This window comes from Psychrobacillus sp. Z16_25 (genome assembly GCF_056856695.1).
In genome coordinates, this window is sequence record NZ_JBXEOV010000006.1 from 156,717 (window position 1) to 174,300 (window position 17,584).

Here is a 17,584-nt window from a genome sequence, read left to right on the forward strand (position 1 = left end):
AAAGACTCTTCAAATATCTATTGAAGAGTACTTTTTTTTGAACATAACGGCTTGTTTCTTATGTGTAAAGTAACACAAGACTGGCCGCTCGGCAAAAGACCGGGCTTTCCTTTTATATTAGACCCCTCTGCTAAGAAAACCACAGAGATTTTTAAGTAACGGAAACGTTCTCGTAATAGGCTCGAATTTGCCGCTTTTCATCTGAAAATGTAACCATTTGTCAAAACAGAAAAAAAGGAGATTGAAATTTTGACAAATTTTTCAGAATTAAATATTAGTGCTTCCACATTAAAATCTATCCAACGTATGGGATTTGAGGAAGCGACACCAATCCAAGAAGGCACAATCACTTATGCTATGGAAGGTAAAGACATTATCGGACAAGCTCAAACAGGTACTGGTAAAACGGCTGCGTTTGGTATTCCGATGATTGAAAAGATTGACCCTAAAAATCCAAATGTACAAGCTTTAATTATTGCTCCAACTCGTGAACTAGCTATTCAAGTTTCAGAAGAGTTGTACAAATTAGGCTATGATAAAAAGGTACGTCTACTATCTGTTTATGGTGGTCAAGAAATTTCTCGTCAAATTCGTGCGCTTAAAAATAAGCCACAAGTAATCGTAGGTACACCTGGTCGTATCTTAGACCATATTAACAGACGTACATTAAAGCTAGACCAAGTAGAAACTTTAATACTGGATGAAGCGGATGAAATGCTGAACATGGGATTCATTGATGATATCAACACAATCCTAGAAAGTGTTCCGGAAAACCGTCAAACTTTACTCTTCTCTGCTACAATGCCAGGTCCAATCCGTAAAATTGCAGATAAGTTTATGACTAATCCAGTTGAAGTGAAGATTAAATCAAAAGAAATGACAGTTGAAAATATCGATCAATACTTCGTAAAAGCTACTGAGCGTGAAAAATTTGATGTTCTTTCTAGAATTTTAAATGTACATCAACCAGAGCTTGCAATAATATTTGGACGTACAAAACGTCGTGTTGATGAGTTAGCTCATGCATTAAGCATCCGTGGTTACTTAGCAGAAGGTATTCATGGAGATTTAAGTCAAGCGAAACGTATGTCTGTTTTAAAACAGTTCAAAGCTAACAAAATCGATATTCTAGTTGCAACTGATGTAGCTGCTCGTGGACTAGATATTTCTGGTGTTACGCATGTATATAACTTCGATATCCCTCAAGACCCTGAAAGCTATGTACACCGTATTGGCCGTACTGGTCGTGCAGGGAAGAGCGGAATTGCTGTTACATTCGTTACACCAAGAGAAATGGGATACTTACGTATTGTAGAAGACACTACGAAAAAACGTATGACACCACTTCGTCCACCAAGCTCTGATGAAGCATTAGTTGGTCAACAGCGTTTAGCAATGGAAGCATTAACTGAAATCATCAATAAAAATGATCTTGGTGACTATCGTACGCTAGCTGCAGAAATGCTTGAAAAGCATGATGCAGTGGATATTATTGCAGCAGCAATTAAATCCATGACTAAAGAGCCGGATGATACTCCGATTACATTATCTGAAGAACGCCCACTTCCAATGCGTAGAGAACGTAGCAGCGGCGGTGGCTATAAAGGCAATCGCAGCGGCGGCGGACGCAGTTCATCGGGTCGTGGAGAGCGCAGTTCTTCCTCACGCACAGGTGGCGGCGGACGCTCTGGAGGCTCCCGTCGTAGCAGTGGACCTCGTGACGGCTCTACTCAACGTAAACGCTCTCCAAGAAGTGAAGGCTAATAATATTAAACGAAAGATGAATCCTCCAAAAGGGGATTCATCTTTTTTTATATTCGTTAGTCATATTATCTGCAGTGCCAATTCCTCTTTGCCAATGGTCATCTGCATATCGGGGTCAACAGGTGCTTGTAAATTTATCTTGTAAGTGTATAGTGGGAAACAAGGAATTTTATAAGGATTTGTAGGAATATGAAACGTTTTGATAGAAAGCTCGTATAATTACTATGGAAAGAGGTGCTAGGAAATGAGAAAAGAACCAATGAATAGGATATCTAAAAAAGGCTTAAGAGTATGGCGAATATATGGTATTTTTCAGACGATGATAGTTTTATTGTTTGCCGTTGGTGCCGGTTTTGTAAATTATTTCACAGCCAATTACTGGTGGGTATATATAGTAGATGCCATTATTCTGATGACACTCGCATATTTGCTTGTATATTTATTCCCGAAAATAAGATGGTCAAGGTGGAGATACGAGGTTAGAGACCAAGAGATAGAGCTTCAGTGTGGTCTTTTTGTTGTAAAAAGAACCTTGGTTCCCATGGTGAGGGTCCAACACGTGGATACAGAGCAAGGACCTATTTTAAGGAAATATGATTTGTCTTCTATTACTATTTCTACCGCTGCTACTAGCCATGTCATACCTGCCCTTGTTACTGCTGAGGCAGATGAGCTGCGGAGCAGAATATCTGTGCTAGCAAGGGTGGCTGAAGACGATGTCTAAGGAAAAATATAAATTACACCCAATTTCGGCAGTTATTAATTTTGTGAAGGCATTAAAAGAAATGCTACTCCCGTTAGTTGTCATCATACTTGCTAATGGGCTAGGAGGAGACTCTAGCTTTTTGGCGAACTTATTCACTTTTGGGTTATACGGAACAATTTTACTGTTACTTCTAATAAGTGGCATTGTGAAGTGGAAGAGATTTCGATATTGGTTTGATGAAGAAGAATTGAGAATTGAATATGGCTTGTTTGTAAAAAAGAAAAGATACATTCCTTTTGAAAGAATACAAAGTTTAAATTATACAGAAGGGATCTTTCATCGTCCGTTTGGGCTTGTAAAGGTGAAGGTAGAAACGGCTGGTGGAGGACCGACGAAGGAGGCCGAGGCAGAGCTAACAGCTATAACGAAGGCTGCGGCAGAGCAAATTAAAAAGGAAATGCTGAGAGCAAAGGTCAAAACATCTGTATTAGATGGGGATGAAAAATTAGACGAGCCTGTAGAAATAAAAGAAGCTCCTCCTTTATATACGGTGTCTCAAAAGGATTTGATTATTCTTGCAAGCACATCAGGTGGGATTGGTGTTTTCTTCTCAGGTTTGGCAGTTTTAATTTCTCAGTTCTCCGATATAATTCCATATGAGACGATTTACAATGAGATTTTGGTGTTTATTCGCTTTGGTGTGTTAATGGTAGTCCTTGCAGTATTCGCTGTTGTACTGGTTGCTTGGTTAGCATCCGTTCTACTGACCTTTATTAATTATTATCAGTTTACAATCCGCTTAGAAGACGAAGAAATTATCGTAACCAGAGGATTGTTGGAAAAGAAGAAAATGACGATCCCTCTAGCGCGAATTCAGGCGGTTCGTTTAATAGAGAGTCCCATCCGTCAGATGTTCGGCTATGCTTCTGTCGTAGTAGATAGTGCAGGCGGCTCTTTAACAGAAAAGGATGAAACAATGAGGCTGCTTCCTCTTATTAAACGAGCAGAGGTGGATGAGCTTTTACATACTATTTTCCCTCAGCTAGATTTAGAGCCTGATTTTACACTTGTTCCAAAGAGATCTAAAAAGTTCTTCTATCGACTAGATTACTTGTGGATTATACCGATGGTCGGAGTAACTACTTATTTCTTTTTCCCGTATGGGCTACTTTCCCTACTATTAGTTCCGCTTAGCTTTGCTCTAGGAATCTGGCAACATCGAACGGCCGGATTCTATAAGAATGATTTACAGCTTATCGCTAGGTATCGAGTTTTTAGCAGAGTAACGATTTGGATGGAGAAAAAGCGGATTCAATCAATGACACAAAGAACTACCTACTTCCAAAAGAGAGAGGGAGTTTGTTCAATACAAACAAGTATAAAGTCAGGGGGAGGAAGTACAGTAACAGTTATCCCTCATATCGAGCAAGAGGATGCGGAGATGTTATTGGAATGGTATGAGCCTCATAGAAGAGAAGGGTAGATTTAGCCGAAAACTATGAACCTTTAAACGAAAAGTAATATTAAAAGTAAGGAAGAGGCTAGGACAAAGCAAATAAGAAGAGCCTAGGATAAAACTTCTCAGAATGAATTATATGTTATTTTGGAATATATTGATTTATTTTAATAGGAAACATTGTTGGTTTGTAGCAGCGTAGGCGACTCCGGCAGGAGGAGGGAGAAAGGTGAGCCATAGCAACGGCACGCGTTAGCGTTCGGCTATGGCTCACCTTGGGGACGGAAAACTAAGAACGTCACATCGTGTGACAACGTTTTCCTGACCAACATCCTGTTGGCCCGCGGAAAGCGTCCTACGCAGCGGAGAATCAGAGTTTTCTAAACTAAGAAGCCCTTATGATTCTATAATATGGTTAGAATCATAAGGGCTTCTTTCGTTTTTTTTCTGTACAGTTCTTAAAAAACTCTTATTTCATTACCTTAAACTTTCTTTTCTTTTTCTTCCATGCAGCGATTCGCTTAGGATGGAAATAGATAAATCCTAGTAAAAACCCGGTAATCAGACCTGCTAAGTGAGCTGCAATATTAATATTGGGTTGAATGAATGTCATAATGACCCCGATCACAATAATAGGAAGGATAATCTGTTTAAGCTGTGGGAAGATGTGTTTTGTATAATACACTAAAGCTCCGAATGCACCTAGAATACCATAAATCGCTCCGCTTGCTCCCAAGCTTTGCAAGCTAAAATCATAGATGAAGTAAGTGGCAACATTTCCGATTAAACCAGATAAGAAGTAAATAGTTAGAAACCTAGCTTTTCCGGCTAGCTGTTCAAGCTCTGGGCCAAAGAGATATAAGGAAAACATATTAAAAAGTAAATGAAAAAAGTTGAGATGTAAGAACATGGGAGTGATTAAACGCCAATATTCTCCTTGAAAGATATAATAATTATTTCCAATCCCATAGGAATAAATAGCGTTTCCTATAAATGGCAATAAGGAAACGATAAAAAGAAAGATATTAATGAACAATAATGTAGAAACAATTGGATACAAGCGTATATACTGTTTAAAGCTTTCTGTTCTACTAAACATTTTCTCACCTCTAATTTCTATTATTAGTATAGCTTTTACAGCTTTTATTGGAAAGGGGAAACCACTATGATCACAGGAATTGGCTTAGATATTACGGATATAAAAAAATTAAAAGGCCTCCATCAAGAAAAATTAGTAAATAGAATATTAACGGAGAAGGAAAAAAACCTCATGCAAGGAATGAGTGAAGCGAGACAGGTCGAGTTTTTGGCAGGTAGATTTGCTGGAAAAGAGGCCTTCTCAAAAGCTCTCGGATCTGGGATTGGAAAAGAATGTAGCTTTCAGGATATAGATATACTCCGAGACTCCATGGGAGCACCAGTGCTTTACTTTAAAGGTAAAAAAGTGGATGGGTTTATCTCCATCACACATACAAAAGATTATGCTGCAGCACAAGTAATTCTTCAATCATAAATGGTCGTCCACCTACATACAATGAATGAACGCAGCGATAATAGAAAGGGTGGACTAATTGAAAAGCCTAGTGGCTAAACTGGTAGTTTTTATTGCAATGATTTTGGTACTTACTGCATGTGGAGCTGAATCAAAAGAGGATGTAGTAAAAAAACTAAGTAACAAGTGGGTGGATGCGAAGGGTTATGAGTTAACAGCAGAAATGAGTATTTTAACTGGTCAAGAGCCAAGGATGTATGATGTGGAGGTTTGGCATACGAAACCAGATTTCTTTCGCGTAAAGGTTTCGGATGCAAATGCGGAAAACACGCAAATGATTGTTCGGAACGCAGAAGGAGTATTTGTAGTAACTCCTGCGCTTAACAAAACATATAAGTTTCATAGTAACTGGCCATCAGAGAATAGCCAGGCTTATCTAATCGGATCCCTGGCAAGTGATATTAAAAAGGATAAAGAGGCAACCTTCAAAGAAGAAGGCGACCATTATGTATTTGAAACAAAAACAACGAATAATCATAAAAACATGCTGCCATCACAAAAAATCTTTATTAACAAAAAGACGCTTCTTCCAACAGATGTGTCTATTATGAATGAAAATAAAGAAGAACAGATTCACATCAAATTCAAAAATGTTTCTATTGGCAAGACTCGTGCAGCTGGTGACTACAAAATTGAACAAACTCCAGCCGCTAAGACGAACGAGGACACTGTCGAAGCGTCCGCTGAACTAGAGGGTAAGGATTTTGAAACACATTATCCTGTGCTTCAATGGGAAAATGTTCATATAAGCGAGGAAAGAGTAATAGAAGATGATACGAGCAAGAGAGTCATCTTAACCTTTAGTGGTGATAAGGAATTTACAATTATTCAACAGCTGAGTAACCAAGCGATGACTTCTGCATTGCCGGTATTTGCTCCAGGAGATCCAGTAGATTTAGGGGTAGCGATAGGAGCAGTTACGGATCAGTCTATTACATGGGAGCAAGATGGAATGTCCTTCTTCCTAGCTTCAACTTCTTTATCAAAAGAAGAGATGATAGAGGTTGCCTCTTCAATGATGGTATCTAGTTTGAAATAAGCATTTAGAGATTGACGCCCCTTCTTCCAAGGAGCATAATAGTGTCAACCGCGGAAGAAGAGGGTTGATTATCATGAACATCTACAGACCTACAGTCATAGAAATAAATTTAGAAGCAATAAAATCAAATATACGAAAACTCAGAGAGATACTTCCTGTCCATACAAAGGTAATTGCGGTGGTAAAAGCAAATGCCTATGGACATGGGGACGTAGAGGTGGCGAATGCTGCTCTAGAGGCTGGTGCATCTATCCTGGCTGTTGCTACGCCAGAGGAAGCACTTTCACTTAGGGATGCTGGAATCAAGGAGGACATACTTATCCTTGGTCCGACTCCACCTTCTTTTTTTGAAAAGTCAGGGGAATGCAACCTTACCTTAACAGCATATTCGTTGGACTGGGTTTTTGCTACAAAAGATATAAAAAAACCTTTAAAAGTACATGTAAAAATTGATAGTGGAATGGGTAGAATAGGTTTTACAGAGTATGGCGATTTGAGAAAAGCGATAACGTTTATGCAGAAAAACCCTTGGGTAGAGATAACTGGGGCATTCACTCACTTTGCCACAGCTGATGAGGAACAGGCTGACTATTATAATGAGCAAGTAAACAAATTTAATCATATGCTCGAAGCATTTGAGGAAAGACCGGCTCTTGTACATATTAGTAATAGTGCAGCTGCTCTACGCTACCCAGAAAATGCCTTAGATGCAGTGAGGTTTGGTATATCCATGTATGGTATTGCTCCATCTTCATGGCTAAATGATCATTTACCTTTTTCATTGGAGCCTGCGCTCTCTCTATATACGGAGATAGCACACATAAAGAAGGTTCATAAAGGAACCTCCATTGGATATGGAGCGACCTATACGGCGAAAGAAGATGAATGGATTGCCACGTTGCCAATTGGCTATGCTGATGGCTTATTAAGAAATCTCCAATCACAAGAGGTTTTAGTGAGAGGAAAAAGAGTACCGATTATAGGAAGGATTTGCATGGATCAATGCATGATTCGACTCTCCGAACAAGTAGAGGTTGGAGAGAAAGTGGTATTACTAGGGAAGCAAATGAAAGAAGAAATTAAAATAGATGAATGGGCTACCAAACTTCAAACAATACCTTACGAGATATGTTGTACCCTATCAGCAAGAATCCCAAGATTATACAGCAGACAAAAAATCGACAAGCCCTAGTCCATATTGCATAATTTGTCTAACCAATTCTTTATTTGTCTTTTATTTCATCTTTAGTAATGGTAAGATGAAATATAATGTCATATAGGGAAATGTTTTGTCGGAGGTGTTTGCTGTGGTAAGTGATAAAAAGAAACAAGAAGCGGTTCTTAAGCTTCCGAAGCAATTGGCTAATGAAGGAGCTAAGGCTATTAGTGGGGAAAGCGTTGCACGTGTCCATGCAAAAGAATATCTAAATAAGGGCCAGGCAAATCTTATAAGAGAAGCGATGATAAAAGGCTATGTTGAAATGTCTCATATCAACCTATCCATTTGTATGGAGTGTTTACACGCTGAGTATGAGGCACAGCATACGACAGAGCGACTCGTAAGTGGAGGATGACAACTTGATCGTAAAACGTGGGGACGTTTTTTTTGCGGACTTATCGCCAGTAATCGGGTCTGAGCAAGGTGGTACCAGACCCGTATTGGTGATACAAAATGATATCGGTAATCGGTTTAGTCCAACAGTGATTGTTGCGGCTATTACTGCACAGATTCAAAAAGCAAAGTTACCGACACATGTAGAAATCAATGCTAAGGAGTATGATTTTGAACGTGATTCTGTAATTTTGTTAGAGCAATTACGAACAATAGACAAATCAAGACTTACGGATAAAATTACACACCTCGATGAAGATGTGATGGAAGAAGTAGACCATGCATTAGGCATTAGCCTAGGTTTAGTGAAATTTTAATACATACTGAGTACACAATGTGAGAGCGTCCAAATCACATTGTGTTTTTTTGTGCATTTGGATGGGAGGTATTAGAACCTCCATTATTTTCTTTAGACTAGGAATGGCATTTTAGCATTCAAGAAATTTTTTAATAGATTGTAATATTAAATTGAAAATAAAAAATGCTAATCATAAATCTGACATAAAAGTAAAATATTTAATAATGTTTGGTTTTCTAGTTAGATAAAGGCGTGAACATTTTCCTTTTCATCTCCATTTATTATCAATAAAAGTCTCTAATTGAATCTCCTATTGGGATGATAGAAAACTAATAAGCTTTTAAAAGATGTAAAAATCCGCAAAATTCGTTACAATAAAGGTAACATGAAAAGTAATAAGGAGATGGCTAATTACTAATGAATAAACAGATTGCTACATATATTCATCAGCACATTGATGACATACTGGAAAAATGGAAGATAAAAATGGAGGAAGAAGAGGATGATCGATTCTTTCAGATTATGTCGGATGATGTCATCAATCATACAGCGAGAGAATTTGGCGATTTGATGATTTTTAGTTTAACTGAAGAAAGAGAAATATACATGGTGAAGCTTCAAGAGTTTTCTGTTCAAATAGTTAGATATGGATGGTCTATTTCTTTCGTCTTAAAGGCATTATCTAATTTTACAGATGTTATTTACGAGCAGATGGAAAGTGAAGGATATTTAAATGAAAGTAATTACAAGTCTTATCGTACCATTTTAAACAACTGGCTAACACCTGTTACTCATTCTGTAGTAGATGCTTATTCAAAAGTTTGGGAAAAGACAGTTAGTCTTCAGAAGATAGCCCTACAAGAGCTTTCGGCTTCCTTGATTCCTGTATTCGAAAAAATTTCCGTAATGCCTCTAGTGGGCACGATTGATACCGAAAGAGCGAAGCTAATCATGGAAAATTTATTGCATGGTGTGGTGAAGCATCGTGCAGAAGTAGTGTTATTGGATATTACTGGTGTCCCGGTAGTAGATACAATGGTGGCTCACCATATTATACAAGCTGCAGATGCTGTTAGGTTAGTAGGGGCTAAGTGTATGCTAGTTGGAATCAGACCAGAGATAGCTCAGACAATCGTCACATTAGGAATTAATTTAAACGATTTTACCACTACCAGCACGTTACAAAGAGGTATGGAGCAGGCATTGGCATTGACAAATAGAGCGATAGTAGAGGTGGATCCGAAATGATGACAAGAATTCCTATTTTAAAATTAAGAGATTGTTTAATAGTTTCTATCCAGTGGGAGTTAGATGACCAAACTGCTTTAAACTTTCAAGAAGATTTATTAGAAAAGCTACATACAACAGCAGCACGCGGAGTAGTACTAGATTTAACTCCAATCGATTTTATAGATTCATTTATAGCAAAGGTTTTAGGGGATGTTATTAATATGTCTGGCCTGATGGGAGCTAAAGTTGTTCTAACAGGTATTCAGCCAGCAGTCGCTATTACATTAATTGAGCTAGGCATTAGACTAGAGAATGTAGCAACCGCTCTAGACTTAGAAAATGGATTGGAAAAACTTGAACGAGAATTGGAGGACTAATCCATTATGAATATGAGGTCTTCTGTTGATATTATAAGTGAGTGGGATATAGTTGCTGCTAGACAACTAGGCAGAAACGAAGCTAAGGAAGCTGGGTTTGGGACAGTGGATCAGGCTAGGATTACTACAGCCATTAGCGAACTTGCTCGTAATATATATTTATATGCGGGAAAAGGGACTATAGAAATAAAACAAATTACAGAAGGTAATCTTAAAGGTCTACTAGTCATTGCGTCCGATAAAGGACCAGGTATTCCTGATGTTCGTCGAGTGATGGAGGATGGGTACACCACTTCAGGAGGACTAGGGGCAGGATTGCCTGGGGTAAAACGTCTAATGGATGAATTTAAGATTGAGACAAACGTGGGGGAAGGAACAACCATAAGTACCATTAAGTGGCTCAGATAGGAGGTGACACTAGTAAATGCCTCAAGAATTTAAAAGACAATATAAAGAAATATTAAAACGATATATTCTAAGTCAAACAGAGCTGAATTTATATGAAGGACAAAATATTAGTCGTCAACTTATACAAAAGGATATTTCGCCTGAAGAAGTAATTAGTATACATAAAGCTTCATTAGAAGAAATTATGCCTAATTTACCGGACGAACTCTTCCATTCATTTGATTTTCTAATAGAGGTTATGATTCGCTATGGTCTAGCGATAAAAGAGAACCAATCATTAGTGCAAAAACAACAGAATCTAAAAATGGAGATTGAGCTTGCAACAAATATTCAAGAAACCATGCTCAAAACGAAAATCCCTAAAATCCCTGGCTTGGATATTGGGATAATCTCTGTTCCGGCAAAAGAAATGAATGGGGATTATACACACTTTTTAAGCAATGAAAACACGGTTGGGATTGCAGTTGCTGATGTAATAGGAAAAGGTATTCCCGCGGCATTTTGCATGTCTATGATTAAATATGGTATGGACAGCTTGGACGGAGCTGAAACGGACCCTATTATTGTACTGGATGTAATTAACCGGATAGTAGAAAAAAGTGTGAGCGATTCTATGTTCATCTCCATGTTTTACGGTACGTATTCCAAAGATGAAAGCAAATTTACTTACGCCTCTGCTGGTCATGAGCCTCCCTTGCTGTACAGTGCAAAATCGAACAGTTTTATGGAGTTGAAAGCGAAAGGGCTATTGCTAGGAATTATCCCGAACGTAAAATACGAGCAGCACTCCGTATTTTTAGAAGAAGGAGATTTTGTGGTCATGATGACAGATGGTGTTACAGAATGTCGTTCGCAAGAGGGCTTTATTGAGCAAAGAACCGTTATGGATATTATAGGTAGTGTAAGGGATTTACCTGCTCAAGAAATGGTAGAATATGTTTTTCAAAAGTTAGAACAGTTACAGGAATTTGAGCAGAGAGATGATTTTACACTTGTTATCTTTAAGAAAATATGAAAAGCAGGTTTACTTCTAGCAACATGGTGGTATAGATAAGCTATAGTATGCGAATAATGGGGGATAAACAAATGAATATAGTAGTAGAATTATACCAAGAAGAACTTTATGTGAAAGGTATCATTAAAGGAGAGATAGACGCCTTTACTGCTCCTTTATTAAGAGAAAAATTAAGTGAAATTGATTTAGAGGAAGGTCTCCGTGTGAAGTTAGATCTCACAGATGTTACTTATATGGATAGTACTGGTCTTGGAGTCTTTGTAGGCTTTTATAAAAACGCCAATGAAGCTAAGGTGCAAATGGAGTTAACCGGACTTTCATCTCGTCTGAAACGTTTGTTTGATATAACTGGATTAGGAGAGATTATGGACATTCAAACGACCAACGAAGAGGTGAAAATAGATGAAACCGTTTGATTATGTAGAAATTCGTTTGCCTGCCAAGCCTCAATACGTTAGCGTAGCTCGTTTAACTATTTCTGGTTTAGCAAATCGAATGGGTTTTTCCTATGACGATATTGAAGACTTGAAAATTGCTTCGAGTGAGGCGATAACTAACGCAGTACAGCACGCATATGCTGAGGATGAAGATGGTGAGGTAGTAATCGGATGTGCTCTGTATGATGATAAAATGGAGATTATGATTGCCGACCACGGAAAAAGCTTTAATTTTGAAGAAACAAAAGCGAAAGTTGGTCCCTATCATGATGTGGATGAGGTCTCTTTCCTTCGAGAAGGAGGATTGGGTTTATACTTAATAGAAACGCTCATGGATGAAGTGAAGGTCCATCACCAAGAAGGTGTAACTGTATTTATGACGAAGCATGTCGGAGTAAAGCAGGTGGATGAAAATGTCGAACACATCTCTTCCTAACAAGGAGTCCAAAGAGCAAATTTTAAAGTGGATTAAAGAATATCAACAGACCGAAAGCGAAGAGGCACAAACAAACCTAGTATTAAATTACACAAGATTAGTGGAATCGATTGCAAGGAAATATTCGAATGGTAAATCTCATCATGAAGATATTGTTCAAGTGGGGATGCTAGGCCTCTTGGGAGCTATCCGACGATATGACCCATCCTTCGGTAAAAATTTTGAGGCCTTTGCTATACCAACGATTATTGGAGAAATTAAACGATTTCTAAGAGATAAAACTTGGGCAGTCCATGTGCCTAGAAGAATAAAAGAACTTGGACCGAGAATTAGGGCTGCCGTAGAAGAATTGACTATTCAGTATCAACGATCACCACTTGTTCCGGAAATTGCCGATTACCTTGATGTAGAGGTAGAGGATGTTTTAGAAGCGATGGAGATGGGAAAAAGCTATCAAGCCCTTTCTATGGATCATTCGCTAGAATCAGATGCTGATGGAAGTACCATAACATTGTTTGACGTAATTGGCCAAACAGACGCTGAGTACGAGAAAACCGATCAGCGCTTGCTTGTAGCTAATGCGTTTGATGTATTGACGGATCGAGAAAAAGAGATCATTCAACTTACATATATGGAGCAACTTAGTCAGAAAGAAACCGGTGATCGTCTCGGTATATCACAAATGCATGTTTCCAGGATTCAAAGAAAAGCAATTAAAAAGTTACAAGAAGCAATATTATCGTCAGGTGGCTTAGTAAAGTGATAAATTATTCTGATGAAAAGATGGAATTAGTTGTTTACCAAGAAGCAAAAACCGGCAATCGGGAATCTGGAGACACTTACTATGTTTCCAAACAAAAAGATTTTTTACTTTGTGCAATTGCGGACGGACTTGGAAACGGCCCTGTTGCTAAAGAGTCAGCTGATATCATACCTATGATCTTAGAAGAGCATCCAGAAGAATCTTTGGATGATCTACTATTAAAATGTAATGAGTTAATGGTCCAAAAAAGAGGAGCAGCAGTTGCTATTGTAAAGGTAGACTATATTCATCAAACTATCTCTTATAGTTGTGTAGGGAATATAAGGTTTTATATGTATCAGAAGAGTACAGATAAAATGGTTTATCCTTTACCGGTGATGGGTTATCTGTCTGGTCGCAAGCAAAAATTCAATACACAAACCTTTTCGTGTAAAAAGGGAGATTTGTTTCTCTTACACTCTGATGGGATTGAAATGAAAAGTCCCAAAATGACGATGAAGGAAGCAGGTTGTGCTAAACGTTTATATGAAACGATATTGAGAGAAATAAAGCATGGCGATGATGCCACCTTTATTGTAGGAAATCTACTGTAACAAGTAGGTTTCTTTTTTTATGAAATGAAAAGCGGATCTATCCATAGTAGTAAGTAATCTGCAACTAGATTTTGAAAGGTACATAGGCGAGCGGTGGTTAGAGAGGGTGACATTACTGCAGCTATTTGAAACGAAGTTAAATATGTTAAAATTGTAAATGATATAGAAAGGGTGTGTTTTTTTGGAGCGCAAGACGATGCTACAGTTAGTTTCAAAAGAGACGGGTGTGAAGCCGACACAGGCGGAGCAGGTAATCAAGCTATTAGAAGAGGGAAATACAGTACCCTTTATCGCTCGTTACCGAAAGGAGCAAACTGGCTCACTCGATGAAGTTCAAATAAAAGCGGTAGAAGATAGATACAATTATATGCAACAGCTTGAACAGCGAAAGGTAGAGGTAATCAGACTTATCGATGAACAAGGTAAGCTGACGGAAGAATTAAAAGCTTCCATAGAAAAAGCAACTGTATTACAAAGAGTGGAAGATTTATATCGCCCATTTAAACAAAAAAGAAGAACAAAGGCAACAGTAGCAAAAGAAAAGGGCCTAGAGCCATTAGCGGAATTATTGCTTTCCTATTCAAAAGAACCCCTGACATCAATTGCGGAGTCCTATGTGAGCGAAGAAAAGGGAGTTGCTTCTATAGAAGAGGCTTTACAAGGTGCCAGAGATATATTAGCAGAACAATTTGCAGATGATGCAAAAATTCGTGAGCAAATTCGAGTTATGACAAGAAATAATGGAACAATGGTTTCTGCTCTCAAAAATGCAGATTTAGATGAGAAGAATGTATATGAAATGTACTATGACTATGAAGAGCCTCTTAAAAAGATTGTTCCACACCGTGTGTTAGCCTTAAATAGAGGTGAAAAAGAAGACGTATTAAAGGTTGGAGTAAAGACCTCTGTTGACAAGATAATTCAAGTGATGGTGGAAAATTGGGTTGGCAAAAATACAGGAGAAGTGGCAGAGCAAGTTAGACAAGCCATTGAAGATTCTTATAAGCGTCTGATCCAGCCTTCCGTGGAGAGAGAGATAAGAGGCGAACTAACGGAGAAGGCTGAAGCGCAAGCCATTCATATATTCAGCGAAAACCTTCGCAATCTCCTTTTACAGCCTCCTCTAAAAGGGAAGGTTGTACTAGGTGTCGACCCGGCATACCGTACTGGTTGTAAGCTAGCGGTAGTAGATGATACAGGAAAGCTATTAGAGGTTTCTGCCATTTACCCTCATGCTCCTAAGATGGATATAGAGGGGGCAAAAGCAAAAGTTTTATCCCTATTAAAAAAATATCCAATCACATTAGTGGCAATTGGTAATGGAACAGCATCTAGAGAAACAGAACAATTTATAGTGGACTGCTTAAAAGAAGCGGAAGGGGAAGTTGCCTATGTCATTGTAAATGAAGCAGGAGCAAGTGTGTATTCTGCCTCTGAAACAGCTCGGAATGAGTTTCCTGACTTACAAGTAGAGCAGCGAAGTGCAGTATCTATTGCAAGGAGGCTGCAGGATCCTCTAGCAGAGTTAGTCAAAATTGATCCGAAAGCTGTAGGTGTTGGGCAGTACCAGCATGACGTTTCGCAGAAAAAACTGTCGGAATCCCTATCTTTTATAGTAGAAACTGCTGTTAACCAAGTGGGAGTAAATGTGAACACTGCCTCAGCTTCTTTATTACAATACGTTTCTGGTCTATCAAAAACTGTAGCAGAAAATATTGTGAATATGCGTAACGAACAAGGAAGGTTTACTTCGAGAGCGCAGCTGAAGAAAATTCCTCGCCTCGGGGCGAAAACTTACGAGCAAGCTATTGGCTTTTTAAGAGTGCCAGATGCAAAAAATCCTTTTGATGGTACGGGCATACATCCAGAAAGCTATAAAGCAGCTGAAGAAATATTGGCTATAGCTGGTCTTGATAAAAAACAAATAGGTACCAAAGAGGCAGAAGAGGTCTTGAAGAGTATACCTATTGACAAGGTAAGTGAAGAAATTGGTGTTGGAGAAATAACACTAAAGGATATTATAGAAGCATTGATGAAGCCTTCAAGAGATCCTCGTGAAGCATTTCCACAACCAATTCTTAAAAAGGATGTTCTAAAGTTAGAGGATTTAAAGCCTGGTATGGAGCTACAAGGCACAGTGCGTAATGTAGTGGATTTTGGAGCGTTTGTTGATATCGGTGTTAAACAGGATGGACTAGTTCATATATCCAAGTTAAAAAAAGGTTTTGTTAAACATCCATTAGATGTTGTTGCTTTGGGAGATATCGTGACTGTTTGGGTAGAGCAGTTTGATGCTAATAAAGGAAGAATATCATTAACTATGTTACCTCCAGCACAACAAGTTTAATGAATATTAGTCCAATGATATATAGTCATTGGACTAATTCCTTTCTATTTATGTAAATGGAAAGGAATAAAGTTTGCGTTAGTAGGAGAGGATAGAATGACCGATGAACAACTGACGACAATGGTTTCTTCTATATCGAAGGATATATTTGGGAAGAAGTTTGTGCATAAGGCTTACTTTAATAAGCGTTTAAGAACAACTGGTGGAAGATATATGCTTAGGTCGCATCATATAGAAATAAACCCTCGGGTAATAGAGATGCATGGAGAAGAAGAATTAATCGGGGTTATTAAGCATGAACTATGTCATTACCACCTTCATCTAGAAGGAAAGGGATATAAGCATCGAGATAGAGATTTTCGAGAGCTCTTAAAGGCTACCAATTCGCCTAGATTTTGTTCCAGCCTTGTAGAGAGAAAAGCCGCAAGTAGACCCTTTAAATATCAATATAAATGCTCTAAATGCGGGTTGTTATATAATCGGAAAATTCGAATGAATACCAAGAAATTCAGGTGTGGCAAGTGTTTTGGAGAGTTAGTTTTACATTCCTAAAAAAAAATGAAATAAATTTTAATAAAAGTGTTGACGTTTTATAACTACCTCTCTATAATAGAAAAAGTCGAGTGAAGCAAACGACGAAAAACATTCCGAAGTAGCTCAGTGGTAGAGCAACCGGCTGTTAACCGGTTGGTCGTAGGTTCGAGTCCTACCTTCGGAGCCATAACGGCCCCTTGGTCAAGCGGTTAAGACACCGCCCTTTCACGGCGGTAACACGGGTTCGAATCCCGTAGGGGTCACCATTTATATTCTATAAATTTTATACATAGGTCCCGTGGTGTAGCGGTTAACATGCCTGCCTGTCACGCAGGAGATCGCCGGTTCGATCCCGGTCGGGACCGCCATGTTGGGGTATAGCCAAGCGGTAAGGCAACGGATTTTGATTCCGTCATGCCCTGGTTCGAATCCAGGTACCCCAGCCATTATATTGTGAGCCATTAGCTCAGTTGGTAGAGCATCTGACTTTTAATCAGAGGGTCGAAGGTTCGAGTCCTTCATGGCTCATCAAAATAATTGTTGACTTTCTCTTGAAAATGTTTTAAGATAGAGTTCGTCCTAATTTTCACTACGCGGTCGTGGCGGAACGGCAGACGCGCTAGGTTGAGGGCCTAGTGGGGGTTAACCCCGTGGAGGTTCAAGTCCTCTCGGCCGCACCAAGCATAGTCAATAAGCGCCCGTAGCTCAATTGGATAGAGCGTCTGACTACGGATCAGAAGGTTGTGGGTTCGACTCCTGCCGGGCGCGCCAATAAAACAATTATTATTAACTTTATATGCGGGTGTAGTTTAGTGGTAAAACCTCAGCCTTCCAAGCTGATGATGAGGGTTCGATTCCCTTCACCCGCTCCATACTTTAAAACCTATGAACATTGAAAACTGAACATGCAAAACGTCAAGAAATATAGCGATTGAAACATATCGCAAAACAAACATGACATCATTTTATGATGATGCCAGCAAAATTTATGAGCTATCAAAGCTTATCTGTTTTGGA

19 protein-coding genes and 8 tRNA genes are annotated in these 17,584 nt (G+C 38.8%); 26 read left to right on the plus strand and 1 reads right to left on the minus strand.

Annotated elements, in window-relative coordinates:
- The first annotated feature begins 249 nt into the window (after window positions 1-249).
- From cshA to AC1VU3_RS08900, 3 genes are all read left to right on the plus strand, one after another.
- On the plus strand, window positions 250-1,764 hold the full coding sequence (gene cshA / locus AC1VU3_RS08890; protein WP_482983309.1) for a degradosome RNA helicase CshA: 1,515 nt from the start codon (window positions 250-252) through the stop codon (window positions 1,762-1,764).
- 244 nt (window positions 1,765-2,008) lie between these two features.
- Window positions 2,009-2,488, plus strand: a complete 480-nt coding sequence (locus AC1VU3_RS08895) for a PH domain-containing protein (RefSeq protein WP_482983310.1) — start codon at window positions 2,009-2,011, stop codon at window positions 2,486-2,488.
- Window positions 2,481-3,953, plus strand: coding sequence for a PH domain-containing protein (locus AC1VU3_RS08900; RefSeq protein WP_482983311.1), 1,473 nt, complete (start codon window positions 2,481-2,483; stop codon window positions 3,951-3,953). The genes AC1VU3_RS08895 and AC1VU3_RS08900 overlap by 8 nt, the downstream gene beginning before the upstream one ends.
- 442 nt (window positions 3,954-4,395) lie before the next feature.
- Here AC1VU3_RS08900 and AC1VU3_RS08905 read toward each other — a convergent pair whose 3' ends face one another.
- Window positions 4,396-5,025 carry a rhomboid family intramembrane serine protease gene (locus tag AC1VU3_RS08905; RefSeq protein WP_482983312.1) on the minus strand — a complete coding sequence of 210 codons (630 nt, stop codon included), beginning with the start codon at window positions 5,023-5,025 and terminating at the stop codon, window positions 4,396-4,398.
- A gap of 66 nt (window positions 5,026-5,091) precedes the next feature.
- Here AC1VU3_RS08905 and acpS point away from each other — a divergent pair, with 66 nt between their 5' ends.
- From acpS to AC1VU3_RS09020, 23 genes are all read left to right on the plus strand, one after another.
- A complete protein-coding gene (gene acpS, locus AC1VU3_RS08910) occupies window positions 5,092-5,439 on the plus strand; it encodes a holo-ACP synthase (RefSeq protein WP_482983313.1) in 348 nt (115 codons plus the stop codon).
- A 58-nt stretch (window positions 5,440-5,497) separates the two neighbouring features.
- Window positions 5,498-6,517 (plus strand): LolA family protein, encoded by a 1,020-nt coding sequence (locus tag AC1VU3_RS08915; RefSeq protein ID WP_482983314.1) that lies wholly within the window; start codon window positions 5,498-5,500, stop codon window positions 6,515-6,517.
- Between the two features lie 73 nt (window positions 6,518-6,590).
- The gene (gene alr, locus AC1VU3_RS08920; protein WP_482983315.1) at window positions 6,591-7,709 is read left to right on the plus strand and encodes an alanine racemase; all 1,119 of its coding nucleotides are present in this window, start codon (window positions 6,591-6,593) and stop codon (window positions 7,707-7,709) included.
- 115 nt (window positions 7,710-7,824) lie between these two features.
- Window positions 7,825-8,091: a hypothetical protein gene (locus tag AC1VU3_RS08925; protein WP_480389435.1), complete on the plus strand. Its 267-nt coding sequence runs from the start codon at window positions 7,825-7,827 to the stop codon at window positions 8,089-8,091.
- Window positions 8,092-8,095: 4 nt separating this feature from the next.
- Window positions 8,096-8,446 carry a type II toxin-antitoxin system PemK/MazF family toxin gene (locus AC1VU3_RS08930; protein ID WP_480389436.1) on the plus strand — a complete coding sequence of 117 codons (351 nt, stop codon included), beginning with the start codon at window positions 8,096-8,098 and terminating at the stop codon, window positions 8,444-8,446.
- Between the two features lie 398 nt (window positions 8,447-8,844).
- Window positions 8,845-9,675, plus strand: a complete 831-nt coding sequence (locus tag AC1VU3_RS08935) for an STAS domain-containing protein (RefSeq protein WP_480389437.1) — start codon at window positions 8,845-8,847, stop codon at window positions 9,673-9,675.
- Window positions 9,672-10,034, plus strand: a complete 363-nt coding sequence (locus AC1VU3_RS08940) for an STAS domain-containing protein (RefSeq protein ID WP_480389438.1) — start codon at window positions 9,672-9,674, stop codon at window positions 10,032-10,034. Before AC1VU3_RS08935 ends, AC1VU3_RS08940 begins: the two co-directional genes overlap by 4 nt.
- A gap of 6 nt (window positions 10,035-10,040) precedes the next feature.
- The gene (locus tag AC1VU3_RS08945; RefSeq protein ID WP_480389439.1) at window positions 10,041-10,442 is read left to right on the plus strand and encodes an anti-sigma regulatory factor; all 402 of its coding nucleotides are present in this window, start codon (window positions 10,041-10,043) and stop codon (window positions 10,440-10,442) included.
- Between the two features lie 16 nt (window positions 10,443-10,458).
- Complete coding sequence (locus AC1VU3_RS08950; RefSeq protein ID WP_480389440.1) at window positions 10,459-11,457, plus strand: SpoIIE family protein phosphatase; 999 nt, start codon at window positions 10,459-10,461, stop codon at window positions 11,455-11,457.
- 71 nt (window positions 11,458-11,528) lie between these two features.
- Window positions 11,529-11,873 carry an STAS domain-containing protein gene (locus AC1VU3_RS08955; RefSeq protein WP_482983316.1) on the plus strand — a complete coding sequence of 115 codons (345 nt, stop codon included), beginning with the start codon at window positions 11,529-11,531 and terminating at the stop codon, window positions 11,871-11,873.
- Entirely contained in the window at window positions 11,860-12,330 is a 471-nt protein-coding gene (rsbW, locus tag AC1VU3_RS08960) for an anti-sigma B factor RsbW (RefSeq protein ID WP_482983317.1), read from the plus strand. Before AC1VU3_RS08955 ends, rsbW begins: the two co-directional genes overlap by 14 nt.
- Entirely contained in the window at window positions 12,308-13,093 is a 786-nt protein-coding gene (gene sigB / locus AC1VU3_RS08965; RefSeq protein WP_482983318.1) for an RNA polymerase sigma factor SigB, read from the plus strand. Before rsbW ends, sigB begins: the two co-directional genes overlap by 23 nt.
- On the plus strand, window positions 13,090-13,686 hold the full coding sequence (locus AC1VU3_RS08970) for a PP2C family serine/threonine-protein phosphatase (RefSeq protein ID WP_482983319.1): 597 nt from the start codon (window positions 13,090-13,092) through the stop codon (window positions 13,684-13,686). Before sigB ends, AC1VU3_RS08970 begins: the two co-directional genes overlap by 4 nt.
- A gap of 181 nt (window positions 13,687-13,867) precedes the next feature.
- Window positions 13,868-16,033 carry a Tex family protein gene (locus tag AC1VU3_RS08975; RefSeq protein ID WP_482983320.1) on the plus strand — a complete coding sequence of 722 codons (2,166 nt, stop codon included), beginning with the start codon at window positions 13,868-13,870 and terminating at the stop codon, window positions 16,031-16,033.
- A 96-nt stretch (window positions 16,034-16,129) separates the two neighbouring features.
- Window positions 16,130-16,585, plus strand: coding sequence for a SprT family protein (locus AC1VU3_RS08980; protein WP_482983321.1), 456 nt, complete (start codon window positions 16,130-16,132; stop codon window positions 16,583-16,585).
- 94 nt (window positions 16,586-16,679) lie between these two features.
- Window positions 16,680-16,754: transfer RNA gene (locus AC1VU3_RS08985), tRNA-Asn, on the plus strand.
- Window positions 16,755-16,758: 4 nt separating this feature from the next.
- A tRNA-Glu gene (locus AC1VU3_RS08990) sits at window positions 16,759-16,833 on the plus strand.
- Between the two features lie 26 nt (window positions 16,834-16,859).
- A tRNA-Asp gene (locus AC1VU3_RS08995) sits at window positions 16,860-16,935 on the plus strand.
- 3 nt (window positions 16,936-16,938) lie between these two features.
- Window positions 16,939-17,013, plus strand: a tRNA-Gln gene (locus tag AC1VU3_RS09000).
- Window positions 17,014-17,022: 9 nt separating this feature from the next.
- Window positions 17,023-17,095 (plus strand) — tRNA-Lys (locus tag AC1VU3_RS09005).
- Window positions 17,096-17,160: 65 nt separating this feature from the next.
- Window positions 17,161-17,247: transfer RNA gene (locus AC1VU3_RS09010), tRNA-Leu, on the plus strand.
- Window positions 17,248-17,261: 14 nt separating this feature from the next.
- Window positions 17,262-17,338: transfer RNA gene (locus AC1VU3_RS09015), tRNA-Arg, on the plus strand.
- A gap of 27 nt (window positions 17,339-17,365) precedes the next feature.
- Window positions 17,366-17,439, plus strand: a tRNA-Gly gene (locus tag AC1VU3_RS09020).
- Window positions 17,440-17,584 lie beyond the last annotated feature (145 nt).